This is a genomic window from Mesorhizobium sp. WSM3864 (genome assembly GCF_002294955.1).
Classification (GTDB): domain Bacteria; phylum Pseudomonadota; class Alphaproteobacteria; order Rhizobiales; family Rhizobiaceae; genus Mesorhizobium.
The window spans coordinates 92203-106506 of sequence record NZ_NSGD01000015.1; the positions used below are offsets into that span (position 1 = coordinate 92203).

Consider the following 14304-nt stretch of genomic DNA (forward strand, 5'->3'; position numbering starts at 1 on the left):
AGCGGGCGGACGCGCCCTGAAAGACGAAGCATGTACCGTTACGACGAGTTCGACCACGATTTCGTAAAGGCCCGCGTCGCCGAGTTCAGCGACCAGGTGCAGCGCCGGCTTGCCGGCGAGATCACCGAGGACCAGTTCCGGCCGCTCCGGCTGATGAACGGCGTCTATTTGCAGTTGCACGCCTATATGCTGCGTATCGCCGTGCCCTACGGCACGCTGAACAGCAGGCAATTGCGCATGCTCGGCCACATCGCCCGCAAATACGACAAGGGCTACGGCCACTTCACCACGCGCCAGAACATCCAGTTCAACTGGCCGGCGCTGTCCGACATCCCGGCGATCCTTGCTGATCTGGCGAGTGTCGAAATGCATGCCATCCAGACCAGCGGTAACTGCATCCGCAACGTCACCGCGGATCATTTCGCCGGCGCGGCCGCCGACGAGGTTGCCGATCCGCGTCCCTATGCGGAGATCCTGCGCCAGTGGTCGTCGGTGCATCCGGAGTTCTCGTACCTGCCGCGCAAGTTCAAGATCGCGGTGACCGGCGCCGAGCGTGATCGCGCCGCCATCCAGACGCACGACATCGGGCTGCATCTGAAGAAGAACGCGGCCGGCGAGCTGGGCTTTGCCGTCTATGTCGGTGGCGGCCAGGGCCGCACGCCGATGGTCGCCAAGAAGATCCGCGACTTCCTGCCGGAAGCCGAGCTGTTGTCCTACTGCACGGCGATCCTGCGCGTTTACAACCTCTATGGCCGCCGCGATAACAAGTACAAGGCGCGTATCAAGATCCTCGTCCACGAGACCGGGGTCGAGGAGATCACCCGCCAGATCGAGGCCGAATGGCAGGAGTTGAAGGACGCGGAGCTGAAGCTGCCGGACGCCGACATCCAGGCGATCAATGCCTATTTCGCGCCGCCGGCATTGCCTGACCGGCCAGAAGGCGACGCGCAGGTAAAGCAGGCGCGGCTCGATTCCAAGAGTTTTTCGGAGTGGCTCGACCAGAATGTGATAACGCATCGCCACCCCGACTATGCGGCGGTGACGATCTCGCTCAAGGGCATCGGCGAGGTGCCCGGTGACGCCTCCGACAGCCAGATGGAGGCGGTTGCCGACATCGCCGAGAAATACGCCTTCGACGAGCTGCGCGTCAGCCACGAGCAGAACCTGATCCTGCCGCATGTGGCGCGCGCCGACCTCAAGGCCGTCTATGACGCCCTGGTCGAGATCGACTTGGCGACCGCCAATTCCAACCTGATCAGCGATATCATCTCCTGCCCCGGCCTCGATTATTGCGCGCTTGCCACGGCGCGTTCGATTCCGGTCGCGCAGGAAATCTCGCGCCGCTTCGCCTCGCTGGAGCGGCAACGCGAGATCGGTGAGCTGAAGCTGAAGATTTCCGGCTGCATCAACGCCTGCGGCCACCACCATGTCGGCCATATCGGCATTCTCGGCGTGGAGAAGAAGGGCTCCGAGCTCTACCAGGTCACGCTTGGCGGCTCGGCCGACGAGAACACGTCGGTCGGCGAGATCATCGGCCGCGGTTTCTCTTCGGAAGAAATCACCGATGCCATCGAGCAGATCGTCGACACCTATCTCGGCCTTCGGCTCAATCCCAGTGAACGTTTTATCGACGCCTACCGCCGTGTCGGTCCCGCGCCGTTCAAGGAGGCGCTCTATGCTGGCGAAACCAAGGCCGCTTGACCGGATCGGCGGCGTCGAGGCCGGCGTTGCCGCGGAAGCGGCGGGGCTCGACGCGCTGCTCGGCCATCTGAAGCCGATCGAGATCATCGAGCGCTCGGGGCGTGAATTCTTCCGCGGCGAGGTTGCCGCCGTGTCGTCCTTCGGCGCCGATTCGGCAGTCCTCCTGCACATGATTGCCGAGATCGACCGCTCGCTGCCGGTGATCTTTCTCGACACCGGCAAGCATTTCGAGGAGACGCTGGGCTACCGCGACGCGCTGGTCGCCGATTTCGGCCTGACCGATGTCAGAGTGATCAAGCCGAACGAAGCGGCGCTCGAACGCGTCGATCCGACCGGCCGGCTGCATGAGACCGATACCGACGCGTGCTGCAACCTGCGCAAGGTCGAGCCGCTGGCGCGTGGCGTCGAGCCGTTCCGCGCCTGGTTCACCGGTCGCAAGCGCTTCCAGGCTTCGACGCGCGCGGCACTCCCGGTCTTCGAGGCCGTCGGCTCGCGTATCCGCATCAATCCGCTCGCGCATTGGACGACATCTGACCAGGCCGACTACATGCGCGCGCATGCGCTGCGCGAAAACCCGCTGGTCGCCTATGGCTATCTGTCGATCGGCTGCTTCCCGTGCACGCAGCCGGTACAGCCAGGCGAGGATGCGCGCAGCGGCCGCTGGGCGGGGCACGCCAAGACCGAGTGCGGCATCCATCTGTCGGGGCTGGAGAAGTCGCTGACCGACGCATCACTTTAAGGACAGCCGCTACTCAGGTGAGGCCGGCCTGCAAATGGCTGGTTCCTACGCTTTCGGAGCTCGCGTAGTTGAAGTACGCTCCGCTCCCGTTCTCGAAAGCCACCATTTTCGATTCCGGGCCGACCTGAACAGCGACATATCCCTTCATTCTTAGGGCATTTGGATCTTAGGGCATTAGGAATTTGGATGACTGAGCCGACCAAATCGGAAATCCGCCTCTGGACCCCGAAGGGTTTCCGCGAGGACGAATGGACCCATGCCGAGCGCGGCGAAGCGCTTGCCGGCAATGGCCGCTTCATCCTGCCGTTGCAGGCCTTTCTCGGGCTCGATGACGATATCCGCAGGTCGGCCAAGGAGCGCCTCGGCGTGCTCCTGCTCCCCGGCGACGAGCTCGACAAGATCGTCGGCCTGCTCGACCAGCTGTCGCTGGTGGCGCTAGCCTTCCCGGCCTTCAACGACGGCCGCTCCTTCTCCAAAGGCGAATTGCTGCGCACCCGGCATAACTTCAAAGGCGCGGTCCGCGCCACGGGCCAGGTGCTGGTCGACCAGTTGCCGCATATGCTGCGGCTCGGCTTCGACGAGTTCGAGGTCTCCAATCCGGTGCTGTTGAAGCGGCTGGAGGAAGGCCGCACAGGCGGCTTGCCGGTCTATTACCAGCCGGCGGTAGAGCCGGAAGCCAAGGGCCCGAAATATTCCTGGCGGCGCAAACGCCCGGGCTGAGCCGTCCCCGCGCTGACCGCCGAAGGCAGCCATCCGGTAAACCAAGCGAGCCTGCAGCTTTGGTCTGACCAAGCACCTTGCTTTTGACGTCTTGGCGCAGTCGGCTCAGTTCTACGCGCCTCTTTGCAACAATCTGGTCAGACCACTTCTGCGAATTTCACTTTCTCTTTTGCCGTCTTGCCCTTAGGATACGGTGATTATTTCGCGCTCCGAAATAAACAGCCGGCAAAGGAGGGAACGGCATGGCAGGCAAGAAGATACTGATGCTCGTTGGCGAGTTCAGCGAAGAATACGAGATTTTCGTTTTTGAGCAGGCGATGCATGCGGTCGGCCACACCGTCCATGTCGTCTGCCCGGACAAGAAGGCCGGCGACGTGCTCAAGACCTCGCTGCACGACTTCGAGGGCCATCAGACCTATACGGAAAAGCTCGGCCACGACTATATCCTCAACAAGACATTCGCCGAGGTGAATCCCGCCGATTACGACGCGGTCTACGCTGCGGGCGGACGCGGGCCGGAATATATTCGCATCGACAAGCGCGTGCAGGCGCTGGTCAGGCATTTCCACGAGACCGGCAAGCCGATCTTCACCATCTGCCACGGCGTGCAAATCCTGATCGCGGTCGACGGCGTGGTGCGCGGCAGGGAGGTGGCGGCGCTGCAGTATTGCGAGCCCGAAGTGACGCTCGCCGGGGGCACCTATATCGACGTGTCGCCGACCGGCGCGCATGTCGACGGCAATCTGGTTTCGGCAAAGGGATGGCCCGGCCTTGCGGCGTTCATGCGGGAGTGCCTCAAGGTGCTTGGCACCGAGATTCGCCATGGCGAGGCGCTGATGCGCGACGAGCGCAGGGCCGCATAGCTCCTCAGCGCCTTACGCTGTGGAATTAGGGAAAGGGCGGTCTGCGGCTAGTGCTGCCGCTGGCCGTCCACCTTGTCCGCTTCGGCGCCGTCCAGGCGGTCGAGCAGATCCGTGAACTGCTTTGGGACTTCTTTTTCCAGGCGAAATGCCGGCAGCGTGCGCAGAAGGCGCTTGGTCGTTTCGGTGCCAACCTGTCGCCTGATATCCTCGGCGAGCTTGGCGCGCCTTTCGCCGATGTTGCCCTTCATGGTCCCAAAATCCTGTGTCGGCTTCGAAACTCTCGCAGCCCGGCAATGGTTCCCGCATAGGCCCTTAGTGGCAAGCAAAGCCGTCCGGTACGGTAAAATTTGAATTAATTTGGAACGATCGTGGAAGGGTGGTCATCGGTGCTTGCCCCTTGATTTTTGGCCCCTAAACCTCGATATCGGGCGCAAATCCAAACCAATTCGAATGACGGGAAATGGCGATGAGCGACCAGGCAAAAGACGAACGCGCGCCCGAGGAAATCGAAGCCAACCAGGCTTCCGAGGCCCGGGCTTCCGGCGAACGTGCGGAAGGCGGCGTCGACGGCGACTATGAGGCGCTTGTGCGGTTGCTGAAGGAAAACGAGGAACTGAAGGACCGGGCGCTTCGCGTAGCTGCCGAAATGGAGAATCTGCGGCGCCGTACCGCGCGTGATGTACATGACGCACGCACCTACGCTGTGGCCAATTTCGCGCGCGACATGCTGTCGGTGTCGGACAATTTGCGCCGCGCGCTGGACGCCATTCCGACCGAGGCCAAGGCCTCCGGCGATGCCGGCTTCAAGGCGCTGATCGAGGGCGTCGACCTCACCGAGCGCGCCATGCTGGCGGCGCTGGAGCGGCATGGGGTGAAGAAGCTTGCGCCCGAAGGCGAGAAGTTCGACCCGAACTTCCATCAGGCGATGTTCGAGGTGTCCAACCCCGACGTTCCGGCCGGGACCGTGGTCCAGGTCGTGCAACCCGGCTATTCGATCGGCGAGCGCGTGTTGAGGCCGGCGATGGTCGGCGTCTCCAAGGGCGGCCCAAAGGCCGCCGCCGCCGAAGCGCCGGTCGAGCCGGGTCCGGTGAACGAGCAGGCCGAGAAGGATGCGTGAAGGGAGCCAATAGCGAATAGGGAATAGCGAATAGGGAAGGACGGTACCAACCGCACCGCTTCGTGATATTCACTGTGCACTGACTATTCGCCAATCACTATTCGCTCGCCAATGAATCCCATCGAGCTGCTCGACTATGCCGGCGTCGCCGTCTTCGCGGCGACCGGCGCGCTTGCCGCGTCACGCAAAGAGCTCGATATCATCGGCTTCCTGTTTCTGGCCAGCATCACCGGCATCGGTGGCGGAACGCTGCGCGACGTCATTCTCAACCTGCCGGTGTTCTGGGTCGCCAACAGCGGCTATGTGCTGATCTGCGCCGTGATGGCAGTGCTTGTCTTCTTCAGCGCCCATCGCGTGGAATCCCGCTACAGGCTGCTGCTCTGGCTCGATGCGATCGGGCTTGCCGCTTTTGCGGTGATGGGGGCTGCAAAGGGCCTGGCGATCACCGGCTCGCCGGTCGTGTCGGTCATCACCGGGGTGCTCACCGCGACCTTCGGCGGCATATTGCGCGACCTGATCGCAGGCGAGCCTTCCGTGCTGCTCAGGCCCGAAATCTATGTCACGGCCGCGCTTGCGGGTGCAGCGCTCTTCACGTTTGGCGATCTCGTTGGCATGTCGGCCCTGCCATCCAGCCTGCTCGGCTTTGCGGCGGCGTTCCTGGTGCGGGGCGGGGCGCTCAAATTCGGCTGGTCGTTCCCGGCCTATAAGAGCCGGCCGGGGCGAAGGCCGGAGGATATTCCGTAACAGCAAACAGCGAATAGCGAATAGGTAGCAAACAGCGAATAGCGAATAGGGAGTAGCGAATAGGGCTGGTTGTAATCAGCCCACTATCGTTACTACCTTCGCTATTCGCTATTCGCTATTCGCTATTCGCTATTCGCTATTCGCTATTCGCTATTCGCTATTCGCTAGACTCACGCCGCGAAACGCTGGCCCTCGCCGCCATAGTAGTTGACGTAGCGGGCGCCGATCTCCTTGACCGGCATGACGACGAAAATGTCGACGGTGGAGAATTCGTGGTCGATGACGCAGCCGTCGCCGATGCGGGCGCCGACACGCAGATAGCCTTTGACGAGCGGCGGCATGGCGGCGATCGCGGCCTTGGCATTGACCGCCTCGATCGGCATCAAGTCCATCGAGCAGTAGCGGCCGGCCACCGCCCGGACATCCCAGGCCTGGTCGGTGCGGCAGTGATGGGCGAGGTAGGTAAGCGCCTCCGCATGCGCCGCCGGCACGGTGCCGTGGAAGGAGGCGCAGCCGGTCATCACGCCGATGCCATAGTGGTTGATATAGGCCCAGATGCCTTGCCAGAGCGCCTCGATGGTGCGCTTGGAGCGGTATTCCGGCAACACGCAGGAGCGCCCGAGCTCCAGGAAGCGTTGGCCCGGATGGCGCGCCACCAGCTTGGTCAGCTCGAACTCGCCCTCGGAGTAGAAGCCGCCCGCCGCGGTGGCGATCTCCTGCCGCAGCAGGCGATAGGTGCCGACGATACGGCGGTGCTCTGGGCCGGGAAGCGAGGTGTCGAAAACCAGGAGATGATCGCAGAGCGGGTCGAAGCGGTCGGCATCGCGCCGATCCTGCGCCTGGAACAAATCCTTCCTCGCGCCGAGCTCGTCATAGAATACCCGATAACGCACTTCCTGGGCGGCGGCGATCTCGGCCCCGTTGCGGGCGAGCCGCACTTCCAGGTTGCCGATGCGGCCCAGCGGTGCGCCGCTTGCGAAAGCGTCGGCGGCACGCGCGCCGAGAAGGGCGCTGGCGTTCGGCCGAGTATCGCATTCAGGCATGACTGTATGCACGAGTGATTCTCCTTCGAGCCATCCCTCTTGGCACGGGGATACGGTGTAGGTGCAACAGGATTGTGACAGTACCGTGATACGGCGATCCCGGCAATACTTCGTCGGCTGGGCAATACCCTCAACCGGCTATCTTATGGCTGCGAAAGCCAAGCAATCCAAGGCGTTCGGGAAAGTCTAAAATATTCGTTACGCCGCTGCCTGGCTCTCGACGGCCTGGACGAGCGCATCGGGGTCGAGAGGCTTGGTGACGAAGCCGCTGGCGCCGTGGGCCAAAACCGTGTGGCGCGTCTTTTCCTGGCTGTCGGCCGAAAGCACCATGATCGGGATCGGCGGGACGGCAAGCGCTTCCTCATGGCGGCGGATGGCGGCGATCGCGTCCAGCCCGTCCATCACCGGCATGTGGAGATCCATCAGCACGACATCGAAACGATGCTTGAGGCCGGCGTCGGTGACGGCTTCGACCGCGGCCTTGCCGTTGCTGACGATCTTGACGCGATGTCCAGCCTTGAGCAGCGTGGCGCGGGCAAGCATCGCGTTGATGTCATTGTCCTCCGCGATCAGCACGGACAGGCCCTTGTCGCGGCGGCGGACGGACGCGGTGCCGCGCGGTTCCGACCGCGGCTCGGCGGGTGCCGGCACATGGCTGGTCAACAGCACGCGCAGCAGCGTTTCGCCGCGCACCGGCCGGGCGAGAAACGTCGCGTAGCCGTTGGCGCGGAATTCGCCAAGCATGCCGCGATCGGCGGGTGCGATCAGGGTGATGGCCTGGCAGTCGACAAAACCGCTCTGACGCAGCCGCTTGAGCAGGCGGCCGTCGCTGTTCTCGAGCGCGGCGTCGACCAGAAGCACGTTGCAGCCGGCGGCGAAGGCAATGGCCTGGTCCGGCGTGGCCGCGATCTCGACGGCACCGCCATGCGCGCGGATGGTGCGAGCGATGGCATCGGCCTCGACGGCATTCTTGGACACAATCACCGCGCGTCGGCCCGAGAGGATGTCCCGGCGATATTGTGGCGGTTGGGTTGCCGCGGTCGCCGGAATGTCGAAGACGAATTCGGATCCCTCGCCTAGCCGGCTCGAAACCGAGATCGTGCCGCCCATGGCGATCACCAGGCGCTTGGAGATGGCGAGGCCGAGACCGGCGCCGCCGTGCACCCTGGTCGAAGTACCGTCGGATTGCTCGAATTCCTCGAAGATGCGCTCCATATCCTCTTCGCGCAGCCCCGGACCGGTGTCGGCGATGGTGAAGCGGATGCGGTCGGTGCTCTCGGTGCTGGCGCGCGCGACGGTAAGCAGCACGCCGCCTGTGTCGGTGAACTTGACGGCATTGCCGATGAGGTTGAGCAGCACCTGGCGCACGCGACCGGGGTCGGCGGTGATCATCTGCGGCACGTCGGGTTCGACGTGACAGCCGAGGCCGATGGTCTTGGAGAAGGCCTTCGCGGCCAGCAGCTCGATGATGTTGTCGGCGATCTCACGCAGTGATGTGGGCTGCGGCTCGGGATCGAAGCGGCCGGCCTCGATCTTGGAGTAGTCGAGCAGATCCTCGATCAGCGCCAGCAGCGAGCTTGCGGAAGTCGAGACGGCGCCGACATAGGTACGCTGCTCGGGCGACAGGTCGGTGTCGGCAAGCAGCTTCGCCATGCCCATGATGCCATTCATCGGCGTGCGGATCTCGTGGCTGACGGTGGCAAGGAAGCGCGACTTGGCCTGGCTGGCGTATTCGGCCCGCTCGCGGGCGGTGATCAGCGACGATTCGGCGCGCTTGCGGGCGGTGATGTCACGGGCGATCGCCCGGTGCGAAACAGCACCGGTGTCCCTGTCCCGCACCGAGAGCTCGATCCAGGAGAACCAGCGCGGCCCGTTCGGCGTGCGGATGGCGACATCGGTGGAGCTCAGGCATTCATGATCCGAAAAGGCGGCCTCGGGCACGACGCCGACGTCGATGCCGAGCTCGGAAAGCGTCTTGCCTGCGAGGTCGCGCTGATCGATCTCGACGAGCGAGGCGAACACCTTGTTGGCGTAGACGATGTGGCCGTCGCGGTCGCGATGGACAACGAGGTCGCCGAGCGCATCGATCAGACCGCGAAAACGCTCTTCGCTCTCCTGCATCTCCCACATGCGATCGGCGAGGGTCTCGATCTCGGCGCGGCTACGGGCGGCCGTCTCGTCGAGAAGTGCGGCGGTGCGCCGCTCGGCGCGCTGGTTGCGCAGATGCATCATCAGGCCGCCCAGACCCGTCGCCAGGAGGCCTATGGTGATGAAGATCGGCGCTCCGGTGAGATGCGCCAGCCCGGCCAGGACGACTATGGCGACGATCGTCAGGAACGGCAGGCCTTCATGACTGTCCGCTTGGAATGCGGGGACCAGCGGCGGCGCGACCAGCACCTGCCGCTTCGGCGCGTCAGGACCCAGTCCGTCGTCGCCTGCGGCTTTGCTGTCCTGTCTGAAGTCGGAGTCCGCGAGCATGCGGAAAACCTTGCCAGACAGAGATTATGGAAGATTGCGGCGGATCGTTCGAATTTTAGTCGTCCATGCCGATAACCGGCAGTTTTGCCTGGTTTTGGGCGCCTTGGACGCGAAATCGCCGAACTCTATTCCTGGAATTGCCCTATAGATCGACGACCACGCGGCCTCTGATCTTGCCGTCGACGATGTCGCGCGCGGCGCCGATGATGCCGTCGAAGCCGATCGAGCGCGACAGGGTCGACAGTTTCTTGAGGTCGAGGTCGGCGCCAATGCGGCGCCACGCCTCGAGGCGGACCGCTTTCGGCGCCATGACGGAATCGATGCCGAGCAGCGAGACGCCGCGCAGGATGAAGGGGGCGACGCTCGTCGGAAGGTCCATGCCGCCGGCCAGGCCGCACGCGGCGATCGCGCCGCCATAGGACGTCATCGACAGCACGTTGGCCAGCGTATGGGTGCCGACCGAGTCGACGCCGCCGGCCCAGCGTTCCTTGGCCAGCGGCTTGGCCGGCTGGCTGAGCTCGTCGCGTGAGATCACCTCAGCCGCGCCGAGGTCGATCAGATAGGGGCTTTCGGCATTGCGCCCGGTCGAGGCGATCACATGGTAGCCGAGGGTGGAGAGGATCGAGATGGCGACCGAGCCGACGCCGCCGGCGGCCCCCGTCACCACCACCGGCCCGCGATCCGGCACGATGCCATGCCGCTCCAGCGCCATGACGGCGAGCATTGCCGTATAGCCGGCGGTGCCGACTGCCATCGCATCATGCGGGCTCATGCCGTCGGGCAGCGGCACCAGCCAGTCGCCCTTGACGCGGGCGCGGGCGGCAAAGGCGCCGTAATGCGTCTCGCCGACGCCCCAGCCATTGAGAATGACCTTGTCGCCCTTGCGCCAGTCGGGGTGCGAAGATTCGATGACAGTGCCGGCGAAATCGATGCCGGGCACCAGCGGCCAGCGGCGCACGACCGGGGCCTTGCCGGTGATGGCCAGCCCATCCTTGTAATTCACCGTCGTCGCCTCGACGGCGACGGTGACATCGCCTTCCATCAGGTCAGCTTCGGTGAGGTCGACGATCTCGACCGACTGCTTCTTCTCGGCGTCGCGCGAAACGAGGATGGCTTTGAAGGTATCGGACACTTTGGTCTCCTCGTTTTGTTTGAAACAAATTTGCGGCGGTGGCCGCGCCAGGTCAATTGCCTGGATCCTGGGACCTGGTTTCCCGCCGCCAGCCGATCAGCTCGTCGAAGACGACCAGCGCGGCGCCGACGGAAATGAAGGCGTCAGCAAAGTTGAACACCGCGAAGGACCAGACCGGCGTGTGGAAAAGAATATAGTCGATCACGTGGCCGTAGACCGCGCGGTCGATCAGATTGCCGAGCGCGCCGCCGACGATCAGGGCGAAGCCGATCCGGGCAAGGACATGACCGGCGGGCGTGCGCACCGCCAGATAGAGCACGAAGGCGACGACGAGCGCGGCGATGGCCACCAGGCCGGTGTCGCCGAAGGACGAGAACATCGAGAAGGCGATGCCGGTGTTGTAGGTGCGAAACAGCGCCAGGAAAGGCAGCAGATCCACCTTTTCCTGGAAGGCGAGGCCGTTTTCCACCAGCTGTTTTATCCACTGGTCGAGTGCGATAGCGAGCACGACCAGCAGGGCGTAAGGGGACCAGGATTTCACGTTTTCGCAGCCCTCATCGCGTCGGCAGTGGGGTCGAGCTTCAACGCGCCACGCCGGATTTCGAACAGCATGACGCCGGTGGCAACCGCCAGATTGAGAGAATCGGCGCGTCCGGCCTGCGGGATCCTGAGCAGCCGGTCGCAACTGTCGGCAAGGCTGTCGGGCAGGCCCTGCTGCTCATTGCCCATTAACAGCAGCACCGGGCCTCTCGAAAAGTCGACCGACCGGTAGTCGACCGCGCCCTTCAGATGCGTTCCGGCGACGAGGCCCGGAAAGTCGCGCCGCCAGGCCAGAAAAGCCTGCTCCGTCGCCTTCGCGACCGGCACGGCAAAGATCGAGCCCATGCTGGCGCGCACCGTTTCCAGCGAAAACGGATCGGTGGTGTCGCCGACCAGGATGACGCCCTTGGCGCCGACGGCGTCGACGGTGCGGATGACGGTGCCGAGATTGCCGGGATCGCGAACCCGGTCGAGCGCGACCCAGACGTCGCCGTCCGTGGCGCGGATATCCTTCAGCGGCAGCGTCTGCTGGACGAAGACGCCGACGACCATTTGCGGGTTTTCCCGGCGGGTGATTGCCGCCAGCACCTTTTCCGAGACTTCGAGCACGGTGCCGCCGGCGGCGACAGTGCGCGCCGCGACCTTTTCTATCGCCGCGTTGCCGCGCCCGGCCTTGGCGAAGACGAGCGTCCTGATCGACCAGCCGAGGTCGAGTGCGTCGATGACCAGCTTCAGGCCTTCCGCCATGAAGGCGTTCTGCTGGTCGCGGAACTTCTTCAGCGCCAGCGCCTTGATGTCCTTGACCAGCGGATTGGCGAGGCTGGTGACTTCCTTGACCTGCCCGACGGGCCGGGCGCCATCATGCGGGACCATTCAAGCCACCCAGCGCGAGAACAGCGAGGTCGACAGCGCGCGGCCGGCGGATTTCTCGCGGATGATCAGCTCGCCGGATTCGACCGTGCCGCCCATGCCGGCGAAGGCGTCCCGCATCAAGGCATGGATGGCGAAGAAGGAGGCGCGGATCGAATAGGCGGTCAGCACCACGGCGATCGGCTTCGGCGTCAGGATCGAGCGGCAGAGATCGGTGAGCCCCGGCAGATCCTCGAACAATTGCCAGACTTCCCCCTTGGGACCGCGGCCATAGGCGGGCGGGTCGAAGAGCACGATGTCATAGTGGCTGCCACGGCGCTCCTCACGCTCGGCGAACTTAACCGCGTCCTCGACGATCCAGCGGATCGGCTTGTCGGAGAGGCCGGCTCTCTCCTGGTTCTCGCGCGCCCATCCGATCGCCTTCTTCGAGGCGTCGACATGAGTGACCTCTGCGCCGGCGCGCGCCGCCACCAGCGAGGCAAGGCCTGTGTAACCGAAGAGGTTCAGCACCTTGATCGGTCGCTTTGCCGCGGCGATCAGGCCGGCCATGTGGTCCCAATGCGATGCTTGTTCGGGAAAGACGCCGACATGGCGGAATGAGGTGAAGCGGCCGAGATAGTCGATGCCGTCATGCTTCATCGGCCAGGTTTCGCCGAGCGGCGTTTTTGGAAAGCGCCAGCGGCCGATGCCTTCCTCGTCGGTGTCGCCGGTGAAGATGGCGTCGGCGCGCTGCCATTCCTTGGCGGGAAGCGCCCGCTGCCAGATCGCCTGGCCTTCGGGGCGCACGATGCGGTAGGGCCCATACTGCTCCAGTTTTTCACCGGCGCCGCTGTCGAGCAGCGCATAGTCGGCGTTGGGCGCGACCTCGAGGATCAGCGGCAGGCGCTCGGCGGGCAACGGGCCTTCGCGGCGGGCGAGGGGGCGCTGCGCTGGTTCTGCTGCCTGACGACGATGCGGCTCCGGCCTCTCCGGCGAAGCCGCCTCCCGCAGGCGCGACTGGCTGGGGGGATTCGCCGGCTGGCGCGGACGGTTGTCGCGGTTTCGGTCGCGAAAGGACTTCAAGAACAATCTCCGGAACGGCACGCCGCTTTTGGCATAGGCCCATGACCTTCGCAACCGCATGGTCCGGCGCTGTTCTGTCGCGATGCGATGGACCTCGCCCGAAGAAACGGGCAAGTCTCCGGTCATGTCCCGTTCCGAACGCCTGCTCGACCTGATCCAGATTCTGCGCCGCCACCGCCGGCCGGTCAGCGGCCGCACGCTTGCGGAGGAAATGGGCGTGTCGATCCGCACGCTCTATCGCGACATCGCGATGCTGCAGGGGCAGGGCGCGCCGATCGAAGGCGAGGCGGGGCTGGGCTATGTGCTGAAGCCCGGCTTCATGCTGCCGCCGCTGATGTTCACCGACGAGGAGATCGAGGCGATCGTGCTCGGCTCGCGCTGGGTGGCGAAACAGCCGGACAAGCGGCTGGCCGCGGCGGCGGCGGATGCGTTGTCCAAGATCGCGGCGGTCTTGCCGGACGATCTGCGTGAGGATCTCGACGCCACGACGCTACTGGTCGGGCCGAATTCAGCGAGCGGCGAGACGATCGATCTCGGCATCGTCAGGCAGGCGATCCGCAGCGAGCGCAAGCTCGGCTTCCTTTACCGCGACGCCGGTGGCGCGACCTCTGAGCGCATGGTCTGGCCGTTCGCGCTCGGCTTCTTCGACAAGGTGCGGGTGGTGGTTGCGTGGTGCGAGCTGCGCCAGGATTTCCGGCATTTCCGCGCCGACCGCATGGCCAATCTCGCAGCCACCGAGATCCGCTATCCGCGCCGCCGCCAGGCGATGCTCAAGGAATGGCGAGCGACGCACGATGAATCGGCCCGGAAAACGGCGCAGGAGCCTGCTGGCTGATCGCTGCTGCCAGAATCTGACAGTGGGATGATCTAGCTTGGCCAAGGTTCAAACACCTTGGAGACCGACATGACCACGCCCAATTTCGTCATCCTCTATGTCGACAGCCCCGAGAAGAGCGGGGCGTTCTACGCCTCGCTGCTCGGGCGCCAGCCAGTAGAGGCCTCGCCCACCTTCGCCATGTTCGTCCTCGACAACGGCTTCAAGCTCGGCTTGTGGTCGCGTCACACGGTTGAACCGGCGGCCGCCGCCGCGGGCGGGGGCGGCGAGCTCGTGCTTGCGATGGAGAATGCGGCCGCGGTCGACGCCACGCATGCGGACTGGGCGGAACGGGGGCTGAGAATGCTACAGGCACCGACCGACATGGATTTCGGACGCACGTTCGTCGCGCTCGATCCCGACGGTCATCGGCTGCGTGTCTATTGGCCGAACGAGGCAGCAGGGCAGTAGGGCGGTAGGG

The 14304-nt window shown here is 64.5% G+C and carries 15 protein-coding genes; 8 read left to right on the forward strand and 7 right to left on the reverse strand.

What is annotated here, in order from left to right; all coding sequences use genetic code 11:
* Positions 1 to 30 precede the first annotated feature (30 nt).
* The 4 genes from CK215_RS24345 (at position 31) to CK215_RS24360 (ending at position 4023) form a co-directional block, all read left to right on the forward strand.
* The gene (locus CK215_RS24345; protein ID WP_095778721.1) at positions 31 to 1701 is read left to right on the forward strand and encodes a nitrite/sulfite reductase; all 1671 of its coding nucleotides are present in this window, start codon (positions 31 to 33) and stop codon (positions 1699 to 1701) included.
* Complete coding sequence (locus CK215_RS24350) at positions 1676 to 2440, forward strand: phosphoadenylyl-sulfate reductase (RefSeq protein WP_095832441.1); 765 nt, start codon at positions 1676 to 1678, stop codon at positions 2438 to 2440. Before CK215_RS24345 ends, CK215_RS24350 begins: the two co-directional genes overlap by 26 nt.
* Before the next feature lie 186 nt (positions 2441 to 2626).
* Positions 2627 to 3160 carry a DUF934 domain-containing protein gene (locus CK215_RS24355; RefSeq protein WP_095832442.1) on the forward strand — a complete coding sequence of 178 codons (534 nt, stop codon included), beginning with the start codon at positions 2627 to 2629 and terminating at the stop codon, positions 3158 to 3160.
* 242 nt (positions 3161 to 3402) lie between these two features.
* Positions 3403 to 4023 (forward strand): DJ-1/PfpI family protein, encoded by a 621-nt coding sequence (locus CK215_RS24360; protein ID WP_095832443.1) that lies wholly within the window; start codon positions 3403 to 3405, stop codon positions 4021 to 4023.
* Between the two features lie 47 nt (positions 4024 to 4070).
* Here the strand turns inward: CK215_RS24360 and CK215_RS24365 are convergent, their stop codons facing one another.
* The gene (locus CK215_RS24365; RefSeq protein ID WP_067004075.1) at positions 4071 to 4271 is read right to left on the reverse strand and encodes a hypothetical protein; all 201 of its coding nucleotides are present in this window, start codon (positions 4269 to 4271) and stop codon (positions 4071 to 4073) included.
* Positions 4272 to 4489: 218 nt separating this feature from the next.
* Here CK215_RS24365 and grpE point away from each other — a divergent pair, with 218 nt between their 5' ends.
* Both grpE and CK215_RS24375 read left to right on the forward strand, forming a co-directional pair.
* The gene (gene grpE / locus CK215_RS24370; RefSeq protein WP_095832457.1) at positions 4490 to 5140 is read left to right on the forward strand and encodes a nucleotide exchange factor GrpE; all 651 of its coding nucleotides are present in this window, start codon (positions 4490 to 4492) and stop codon (positions 5138 to 5140) included.
* Positions 5141 to 5251: 111 nt separating this feature from the next.
* Complete coding sequence (locus tag CK215_RS24375) at positions 5252 to 5884, forward strand: trimeric intracellular cation channel family protein (RefSeq protein WP_095832444.1); 633 nt, start codon at positions 5252 to 5254, stop codon at positions 5882 to 5884.
* A gap of 170 nt (positions 5885 to 6054) precedes the next feature.
* On the opposite strand, the gene CK215_RS24380 is transcribed toward CK215_RS24375, so the two are convergent.
* The 6 genes from CK215_RS24380 to CK215_RS24405 all read right to left on the reverse strand — a co-directional run bounded on the left by CK215_RS24380 (position 6055) and on the right by CK215_RS24405 (position 13009).
* A complete protein-coding gene (locus CK215_RS24380) occupies positions 6055 to 6939 on the reverse strand; it encodes a GNAT family N-acetyltransferase (protein ID WP_082953625.1) in 885 nt (294 codons plus the stop codon).
* A gap of 186 nt (positions 6940 to 7125) precedes the next feature.
* Positions 7126 to 9405 (reverse strand): PAS domain-containing sensor histidine kinase, encoded by a 2280-nt coding sequence (locus CK215_RS24385; protein ID WP_095832445.1) that lies wholly within the window; start codon positions 9403 to 9405, stop codon positions 7126 to 7128.
* Between the two features lie 142 nt (positions 9406 to 9547).
* The gene (locus CK215_RS24390) at positions 9548 to 10537 is read right to left on the reverse strand and encodes an MDR family oxidoreductase (RefSeq protein WP_095832446.1); all 990 of its coding nucleotides are present in this window, start codon (positions 10535 to 10537) and stop codon (positions 9548 to 9550) included.
* A 52-nt stretch (positions 10538 to 10589) separates the two neighbouring features.
* Positions 10590 to 11078, reverse strand: coding sequence for a signal peptidase II (gene lspA / locus CK215_RS24395; protein ID WP_067318893.1), 489 nt, complete (start codon positions 11076 to 11078; stop codon positions 10590 to 10592).
* A complete protein-coding gene (locus CK215_RS24400) occupies positions 11075 to 11950 on the reverse strand; it encodes an RNA methyltransferase (protein WP_095832447.1) in 876 nt (291 codons plus the stop codon). Before CK215_RS24400 ends, lspA begins: the two co-directional genes overlap by 4 nt.
* Positions 11951 to 13009 carry a class I SAM-dependent rRNA methyltransferase gene (locus CK215_RS24405; protein ID WP_095832448.1) on the reverse strand — a complete coding sequence of 353 codons (1059 nt, stop codon included), beginning with the start codon at positions 13007 to 13009 and terminating at the stop codon, positions 11951 to 11953. It abuts the gene before it with no gap.
* Between the two features lie 124 nt (positions 13010 to 13133).
* On the opposite strand from CK215_RS24405, the gene CK215_RS24410 reads away from it, so the two are divergent.
* Positions 13134 to 13844 (forward strand): YafY family protein, encoded by a 711-nt coding sequence (locus CK215_RS24410; protein ID WP_095832458.1) that lies wholly within the window; start codon positions 13134 to 13136, stop codon positions 13842 to 13844.
* Between the two features lie 69 nt (positions 13845 to 13913).
* Complete coding sequence (locus CK215_RS24415) at positions 13914 to 14294, forward strand: VOC family protein (protein ID WP_067319618.1); 381 nt, start codon at positions 13914 to 13916, stop codon at positions 14292 to 14294.
* The last annotated feature ends 10 nt before the right edge of the window (positions 14295 to 14304 follow it).

Excerpts from the sequence above, each read along its gene's own strand:
- CK215_RS24345 (WP_095778721.1), top strand. The coding sequence starts at position 31 with ATGTACCGTTACGACGAGTTCGACCACGATTTCGTAAAGGCCCGCGTC.
- CK215_RS24350 (WP_095832441.1), top strand. The coding sequence starts at position 1,676 with ATGCTGGCGAAACCAAGGCCGCTTGACCGGATCGGCGGCGTCGAGGCC.
- CK215_RS24355 (WP_095832442.1), top strand. The coding sequence starts at position 2,627 with ATGACTGAGCCGACCAAATCGGAAATCCGCCTCTGGACCCCGAAGGGT.
- CK215_RS24360 (WP_095832443.1), top strand. The coding sequence starts at position 3,403 with ATGGCAGGCAAGAAGATACTGATGCTCGTTGGCGAGTTCAGCGAAGAA.
- CK215_RS24365 (WP_067004075.1), bottom strand. The coding sequence starts at position 4,271 with ATGAAGGGCAACATCGGCGAAAGGCGCGCCAAGCTCGCCGAGGATATC.
- grpE (WP_095832457.1), top strand. The coding sequence starts at position 4,490 with ATGAGCGACCAGGCAAAAGACGAACGCGCGCCCGAGGAAATCGAAGCC.
- CK215_RS24375 (WP_095832444.1), top strand. The coding sequence starts at position 5,252 with ATGAATCCCATCGAGCTGCTCGACTATGCCGGCGTCGCCGTCTTCGCG.
- CK215_RS24385 (WP_095832445.1), bottom strand. The coding sequence starts at position 9,405 with ATGCTCGCGGACTCCGACTTCAGACAGGACAGCAAAGCCGCAGGCGAC.
- CK215_RS24400 (WP_095832447.1), bottom strand. The coding sequence starts at position 11,950 with ATGGTCCCGCATGATGGCGCCCGGCCCGTCGGGCAGGTCAAGGAAGTC.
- CK215_RS24410 (WP_095832458.1), top strand. The coding sequence starts at position 13,134 with ATGTCCCGTTCCGAACGCCTGCTCGACCTGATCCAGATTCTGCGCCGC.
- CK215_RS24415 (WP_067319618.1), top strand. The coding sequence starts at position 13,914 with ATGACCACGCCCAATTTCGTCATCCTCTATGTCGACAGCCCCGAGAAG.